Annotated in this window: 8 protein-coding genes and 1 pseudogene; 5 read left to right on the top strand and 4 right to left on the bottom strand. The window is 58.0% G+C overall.

Annotated features, from left to right (window positions below):
- The first annotated feature begins 343 nt into the window (after positions 1–343).
- Positions 344–745, top strand: coding sequence for a recombinase family protein (locus tag NMG80_RS02395; protein ID WP_254016660.1), 402 nt, complete (start codon positions 344–346; stop codon positions 743–745).
- Positions 746–920: 175 nt separating this feature from the next.
- Here the strand turns inward: NMG80_RS02395 and NMG80_RS02390 are convergent, their stop codons facing one another.
- The 3 genes from NMG80_RS02390 to NMG80_RS02380 form a co-directional block, all read right to left on the bottom strand.
- Positions 921–1,445, bottom strand: a complete 525-nt coding sequence (locus NMG80_RS02390; RefSeq protein WP_236372117.1) for a helix-turn-helix transcriptional regulator — start codon at positions 1,443–1,445, stop codon at positions 921–923.
- A 957-nt stretch (positions 1,446–2,402) separates the two neighbouring features.
- A complete protein-coding gene (locus NMG80_RS02385) occupies positions 2,403–2,585 on the bottom strand; it encodes a hypothetical protein (RefSeq protein WP_254016659.1) in 183 nt (60 codons plus the stop codon).
- The gene (locus tag NMG80_RS02380) at positions 2,582–2,773 is read right to left on the bottom strand and encodes a hypothetical protein (RefSeq protein WP_254016658.1); all 192 of its coding nucleotides are present in this window, start codon (positions 2,771–2,773) and stop codon (positions 2,582–2,584) included. Before NMG80_RS02380 ends, NMG80_RS02385 begins: the two co-directional genes overlap by 4 nt.
- Positions 2,774–3,115: 342 nt before the next feature.
- Here NMG80_RS02380 and NMG80_RS02375 point away from each other — a divergent pair, with 342 nt between their 5' ends.
- From NMG80_RS02375 to NMG80_RS02365, 3 genes and pseudogenes are all read left to right on the top strand, one after another.
- A complete protein-coding gene (locus NMG80_RS02375) occupies positions 3,116–4,042 on the top strand; it encodes a manganese catalase family protein (protein ID WP_254016657.1) in 927 nt (308 codons plus the stop codon).
- 47 nt (positions 4,043–4,089) lie between these two features.
- Positions 4,090–4,446 (top strand): annotated as a pseudogene (locus NMG80_RS02370) (YciE/YciF ferroxidase family protein); the annotation flags it as partial.
- Positions 4,447–4,466: 20 nt separating this feature from the next.
- Positions 4,467–4,856: a DUF982 domain-containing protein gene (locus NMG80_RS02365; protein ID WP_367185909.1), complete on the top strand. Its 390-nt coding sequence runs from the start codon at positions 4,467–4,469 to the stop codon at positions 4,854–4,856.
- 43 nt (positions 4,857–4,899) lie between these two features.
- On the opposite strand, the gene NMG80_RS37715 is transcribed toward NMG80_RS02365, so the two are convergent.
- On the bottom strand, positions 4,900–5,136 hold the full coding sequence (locus NMG80_RS37715) for a DUF6894 family protein (protein ID WP_436798531.1): 237 nt from the start codon (positions 5,134–5,136) through the stop codon (positions 4,900–4,902).
- Positions 5,137–5,341: 205 nt separating this feature from the next.
- Between NMG80_RS37715 and NMG80_RS02360 the strand changes: the two genes are divergently transcribed.
- The gene (locus tag NMG80_RS02360) at positions 5,342–6,061 is read left to right on the top strand and encodes a Crp/Fnr family transcriptional regulator (RefSeq protein ID WP_254016656.1); all 720 of its coding nucleotides are present in this window, start codon (positions 5,342–5,344) and stop codon (positions 6,059–6,061) included.
- Positions 6,062–6,129: the final 68 nt, after the last annotated feature.

Raw genomic sequence — 6,129 nt, 5'->3', positions numbered from 1 at the left:
GCCTGAGGGGTTGCCTTTGCGTCGGTGATCTCCTCAGGCGGCGTCGGGGAGGACTAGGAGGAGGCACGGCCGAAGGTCGCTGAACGGGCGCTGAAGATGGCGCTCTGGGTCGGCTGGACCTTCGGGGTTCCGTGACGGTAAATGAGCAGCGGGGACCGGGTGGGGGGCTTGGGGTTAGTCCCCGCTGCTTTGAGCTGCCTTCGCAGGGTGCAGTGGCAGCACAACTAAATAGTGACTGAGCGATGACAGGACCCAGACAGCGGAGCCTTGGGCACCCTGTCAGTCTTACACCGGCTAGTGCCGCCCCCAAGGCAACCCGGGCGGGTGTCTCATTGCCGGCCTGATGGTCCAGCGCGTCCCTTTCATTGTGGCCGAACTCGGTGCTGATGCCGATCCGTTCATGTTGCACCTCTATGCCGCTTTGGCCGAGAAGGAGCGGCGTATGATCTCTGAACGGACCAAGGCCGCCCTCGCCTCTCGCAAGACCACTGGAATGAAGCTCGGCAATCCGACCAACACAGCGGAAGCTGCAGCGAGAGGTCGGAAGAACTCGATCCGGGAGGCTGACAGATTTGCCCAGACCGTGCTGCCGATCATCGACTCCATCCGGCGCTCTGGCGTCACAAGCCTGCGCGGCTTGGCGATCGCCCTGAACAACCGGGGTGTGCACACAGCGCGCGATGGTCAATGGCAGGTGTCGAACGTGCGCAACGTTCTCGCGCGGCAATCCCCTACTCTTTTATAAGCGGGAAATAGCCACCGGCGCGGCCGGAACAAACGGGATCGAAATTCATGGACCCGAAGCGGTCTCCGCCGGCGCGACGCGCGACGTGCCAAGCTATATTGAACCGCCCCAAATGTCGGTCGCCTTAAACCCAGGTCGGATACTGACACCTGGCGCTCGGTTATAAACGGCGGCCTTATGGCAAGACCGAAATGCGCCCCAGAAGAGCCACCAATTCCGCCTGACGTTTTGTTTCGGTCTTGGCGAAAAGCGAGGCGAGCTGGGACCGGATTGTGGTGCGGCTCAAGCGCCAGCTGCGGGCAATCTCTAAAGGCGCCTCGCCCTGTGCCAGGCGCAACGCGAGGTGCGTTTCCGCGCTCGTCAAGCCAAACATCCTTTGCAGTGTCTGAGGATTTGGCCCTGATCTGTTCTCACGGTCCAGCAGTGCCACAATGCTCGTTCCGTCAGGAGCGATAACTCCCTGCTCGTTCAGTATCACCGGCCGGTCGCCTATGCTGCGGATCACCACCCAAGAGAGGGAGCCCGGCAGGAAATGGGCCGGAACATTCGCGATCAGCCGTTTTAGGGCTACCGAAAGCTCGCTGGCTGTATCAGCCGGCTCGCCCTGGCGCTCCAGCGTGGTTTGAGCGGCGGCATTCCATTCGATGACTTTTCTTTCGCGGTTCAGTACGAGATAGCCACAGCCGATGCGATCAAGCATCCCCGTGACTGATTCCAGGCTGCGTCTCCGCGGTTCGTTCATCCCCGTGACTGATTCCAGGCTGCGTCTCCGCGGTTCGTCGGCCCTCGCGCTAGGCACGTTGTCGCTAAGCCAATGTTGCAAAAATCTGTTTCCGCGTGTGCTCATCCGGCCCTAATCTTAAATCAGGCGTTAGGTTCCATGGGCCTGAACCGCGAGAGTGTATTGAGGACAGAGGCTGCAAATCGGCAACGGTTGCCGACTTGGTGCCGAAGCGCTCAGAGACAGGCGCATAAAATTTGGTTATCGCCCGTCCCTGGCATTGCCGTAAGCGTTCGGGCCAGTGTCGGGCGTATAGGTCAGGCCGGCTGGGTACCGCCTAGCGGCTCTTTGCCCGATCAGGCGGGGTGACCCGCGACCAAGTGAATTAGGTCGGATTCCGCTGTCGCGGGCTGTCGGCGAATATGGTCTGATCCGCTCATGGTGATGACGGCCGCCGGCCGAGCCGGTTTGTGATGACGGCCGCCGGCCGAGCCGGTTTGAGGCCTAGGGGATGAGTTGCAATAGGTAGATCCCGTACAGTCAGAGGAATCTATCTATTGCCGCTATTGGCAGGCTCGACGGGCAGCATCCTTTCATAGATACCGCAAAGGACGCGGGAAGATGTTTGAAATTTATCGCCTCGAAGTGGCCAAAGACCAGACAGGGTGTAAAACGAGCCGAGAACTCTCTGAAGCGCGCGAATGAGTTGCTGGACGAGGACGGTGGCGTCGCCCTTAATCTCGCGTTGTGCGGCCGGATACGGGCCGAACCGAACAGCACGGACAAAGTGGGCTGAGCCTTTCGGCCCGTTGGGAATAGTCCAACTGCGATCGACGCGCTAAGAAAAAATTACTGGCCGCGAGCTTGTCGTCCGACACTCGCAAAGTCATTGGTTCAGGTTGTCGACGAACGGCAAGGCTAAGTGTTCAAATTTGCCTACGATGAGAGCTTCGGCGAGTAGCTTCGCTCTGGGTTGGCATTCGCCATTCCGGCAGCGAGCCGCTGCTCACGAAGACGCGCGGTTTTCGCTTCACGATGACGCCGCTCTGTCTCGAGCGCGAACTTCGCCTCGCGGTCGGCCCGCTCAAACTTCTCCTTGTCGACGCGCCGTTGAGTCATCTGCGGATTATCCTCATGACTAGCTCGGGATCAATGTTGATCGACCTGGTCAAATCGCCAACCATTCTCTCGGCAACTTCGGCCCACACATGTTCAGGCAGCCCTTCAGCCACCCTAGCCTTGAAGGCACCCTTGATGACCGAATAGTCATGAGCAGAAACGGCGGCGCATTCCTCGCGTTTGTCCATCGCGGAACTCCTTTTTAAGGGCGGGAGTACGATGTTCACTCTCAATCACCGGCGCCCGTTCGATTTGCCAGCGACTCATCCACCGTGGGCCCTAAATGCCCGTCGGTCATTTGCATTTGATGTAGTATCCCGGCGTCACACGTATTTGCGAAGAAGCTTGGGCCCGGCCCCTTCAGTACGCTCCTAGCCGGCCTGGCCGATGCCGAATTTAGCGTCGAATCTTTGCAGAACTGCTAGTCAGAACTCGTCGATTTGTAATCGACCTTTCACCGCGACGGCTGCGGAACAACTCTCATGCGGGGAAGTTGGGCTTCACTGAACTCTAATCAAAGGAAGCTCCAAATGTTTTTGCGCGTGGACAAGTTACAGATTGAACTACCCGCTCCTACCCAGGTGGATCCCAACGCGGGTGCCGCCCTGCAAGAATTGCTCGGGGGCAAATACGGTGAAATGTCGACCCTGGGAAACTATCTGTTCCAAAGCTTCAATTTTCGTAGCAAGTCGAAGCTCAAGCCCTTTTACGGCCTGGTGGCAGCAATAACCGCAGAGGAGCTTGGTCACGTCGAGCTCGTCAGTAACGGCGTTGCCATGCTGAACAACGGCCCTGACCTCGAAGGCGCGGATGAGAAGGACGGCGGGGACATCTCAGGCGCACCTTATGAGGCAATGAAGGACATTCGCCTGGCTGGGGCATTCTTCTCCAATGCCGGCGGGGCCATGCCGATGAACAGTAACGGTTCGTCCTGGAACATGGATTTTGTCACGACGACGGGAAATGTCATCGTTGATCTGCTCCATAATTTCCACCTGGAATGCGGGGCCCGACTGCACAAGCTGCGGGTCTACGAGTCCCTAACTGATCCGACCGGCCGTGAGGTTTGCGGCTATCTCCTGGTGCGGGGTTCGGTTCACGCGCACGCCTATGCGCTGGCAATCAAGAACCTGACAGGCGTTGAAATCGAGAAGATGCTGCCGACTCCAAACATCTATCTCGGAAACATTCCGGAGTGCCAGAAATACCTTGATGAGGGTTCGCACCGACGGCTCTATACATTCAGTCCGGAGGACTACAAGGACATTGCAGGAATATGGGGACAGGGCGAAACGGCGCTTCCCGGTGACCCGCCCGGCGAGCTTGAAGTCATCGAAGGTATGCCTGATGGAGGTAAGATACACCAATTAAGCGGCGTGCCTTCTGCCTTCACTCCAGACTATGCACCCGAAGAAATGATGGAAATTGCAGCCAAGCTCTACGAAGCTTCGCGCTGATTTCTTGGCGCGGCCTAAAACGGCCGCGCGTTTCACCGGACACCGCCATTCGCGCCAAAGTAGAAGCCGCACAACAAGACATCTATTTCGCCGAAAAGAAGATTCTAGCGACCCTGCCAAAGATGGCCAAGGTGGCACAGAGCAGTGAGCTCAAAGCAGCATTCGAGAAGCACCGCGGCCAGACTGAGGAGCACGTAACTCGTCTGGAGGGAGTTTTCGAGGCCATTGGCAAGAAGCCAGTCGGCAAGACCTGTGCTGCCATCATGGGTATCACCGAGGAAGGTGCCGAGATAATGGAAGAGTATAACGGCTCGCCATCGCTTGACGCGGGCCTGCTGGCGGCGGCACAGGCTGTCGAGCATTACGAAATCTCGCGCTACGGCACGCTGCGGACGGATGCGGCTGTTTGGCAGTCGCGCGTGCCATGTTGAAGGCGAAGCCGACAAGCCGCGTCTCACGCAGGCTCAAGGATGCAACCACTTCGCGACCGTCGCGTTGTGCCGATCTCGCAAAACGGGGTTCGCGCACGATGGGTAAGTTTCTACCGCTCTTGATCCGCTTTGTAGATGGACGCTTGATGCAGGTGTCATCGATCACCGAGGCTGAGCTAGCATTGGGTGGGCAATGGCCGAACAAAGAGGCAGACGTCTACAGGGAGGCTGCTCGCCTTCTCGTCGCAGCAAGGGAAGGAACCTGTACGCCGGATATCGCCTTCATTGCGTTTGAGAAGGCGGCGCGGCAGCAACGTCTGCTTAAACCCCGGAAGCCGAGTTCCGGTCTCCGCATATTGGATTCTTTGAGCGAATCGAACTAGGCGCGAGTTTAGCTGCGCATGCTCCCGACTACCGTTAGTATGTCTAACGACTCCAATCTGATGTCAAGGTGAGTGACGCCTCGAAAATTTGCCGATCACCGTCGGTTCGGATTTTGACTGTGATCGTCACAAGATTGACATCGGGCATCTCCTCGTATGCGATGTCGTGCAATATCCGAAGCGCCTCTGTTCTCGCTCGTTCGGGCGTCTCGAACAATTGCCCCTCAGTGTCCGTCTCTGGACCGTCTGAGTCGTAGACGTCAAAATAGAAGCGCTGCATCTTCGGAAAACCCGACGCTATCATCGTGTTCTAATTCGGGTTGATCGCCATTGTTCCGCAGCGATGGCATTTCAGTATGATGGGGTGCATTGTAACAATTGCTTGTGTCCGCCATCTTCCGAAGGCCTAGAGGTCCGAAGCCGTGCAGTGCGCTTCCAAATAACCCTCGGCGATCGGCGTTCAGGCGCGATTGCTGGAGGCTAGGATGCTTGAGTCCCTATATCTCAACCTCGGCCAGCACGATGTTCTTTCCGACGAGGAAAAGGCTTTGTTGGCCGGCGCCATGTCGTTCGAGAAGGATTTTTCGACCGGACAGGACCTGGTTTCAGCGGGATCCAGGCCAACCTACAGCACGTTGATCCTTGAGGGTCTGGCCGCCCGCTACAAAGTGCTCGAGGATGGCGGGCGGCAATTCACCTCATTGCAGGTGCCGGGCGATTTTGTCGACCTTCACGCCTTCCTTCTGAAAACGATGGACCACGGCACCGTGGCGTTGTCGCCCTGTCGAGTGATTATCGCAGAGCACAGCCGCCTGCGGGTCATCACAGAGGACGCCCCACATCTGACCCGGCTGTTGTGGCTTGATACTCTTGTAGACGGCGCGATCCACCGCGAGTGGATCGTGGCCATGGGGCGGCGGTCGAAGACAGCGCATCTTGCTCACCTTGTCTGCGAGCTTTTCGTGCGCCTGCAGGTCGTGAAGCGCACGAGCGGCATGAGTTTCCACCTGCCACTGTCACAGGCCGAGCTGGCCGACGTGCTTGGCCTGTCTGTTGTTCATATGAACCGGGTGATCGGCGCGTTGCGTAAAGTTGGGGTGATAAGCTGGGCGAACTACACTGTGACCATTTTGAACTGGCACCGACTGCAGGCAATCGCCGAATTCGATCCAACCTATCTCAGCATGGTGCGGGAGCCGCGGTGAATACTTCGCTCGGGTGTTTGTCAGATTTCCAGAAGGTAACGGCGCTGTGTAAGCGCGTAGCTGAAGCC

The organism is Mesorhizobium escarrei (assembly GCF_935825525.1).
Classification (GTDB): domain Bacteria; phylum Pseudomonadota; class Alphaproteobacteria; order Rhizobiales; family Rhizobiaceae; genus Mesorhizobium; species Mesorhizobium escarrei.
This window is presented reverse-complemented; position numbering and strand designations above follow the sequence as displayed.

What these genes read in the sequence shown, in the direction of transcription:
- NMG80_RS02395 (WP_254016660.1), top strand. Translation starts at nt 344, where the DNA reads ATGGTCCAGCGCGTCCCTTTCATTGTGGCCGAACTCGGTGCTGATGCC.
- NMG80_RS02390 (WP_236372117.1), bottom strand. Translation starts at nt 1,445, where the DNA reads ATGCTTGATCGCATCGGCTGTGGCTATCTCGTACTGAACCGCGAAAGA.
- NMG80_RS02385 (WP_254016659.1), bottom strand. Translation starts at nt 2,585, where the DNA reads ATGACTCAACGGCGCGTCGACAAGGAGAAGTTTGAGCGGGCCGACCGC.
- NMG80_RS02380 (WP_254016658.1), bottom strand. Translation starts at nt 2,773, where the DNA reads ATGGACAAACGCGAGGAATGCGCCGCCGTTTCTGCTCATGACTATTCG.
- NMG80_RS02375 (WP_254016657.1), top strand. Translation starts at nt 3,116, where the DNA reads ATGTTTTTGCGCGTGGACAAGTTACAGATTGAACTACCCGCTCCTACC.
- NMG80_RS02365 (WP_367185909.1), top strand. Translation starts at nt 4,467, where the DNA reads ATGTTGAAGGCGAAGCCGACAAGCCGCGTCTCACGCAGGCTCAAGGAT.
- NMG80_RS37715 (WP_436798531.1), bottom strand. Translation starts at nt 5,136, where the DNA reads ATGCAGCGCTTCTATTTTGACGTCTACGACTCAGACGGTCCAGAGACG.
- NMG80_RS02360 (WP_254016656.1), top strand. Translation starts at nt 5,342, where the DNA reads ATGCTTGAGTCCCTATATCTCAACCTCGGCCAGCACGATGTTCTTTCC.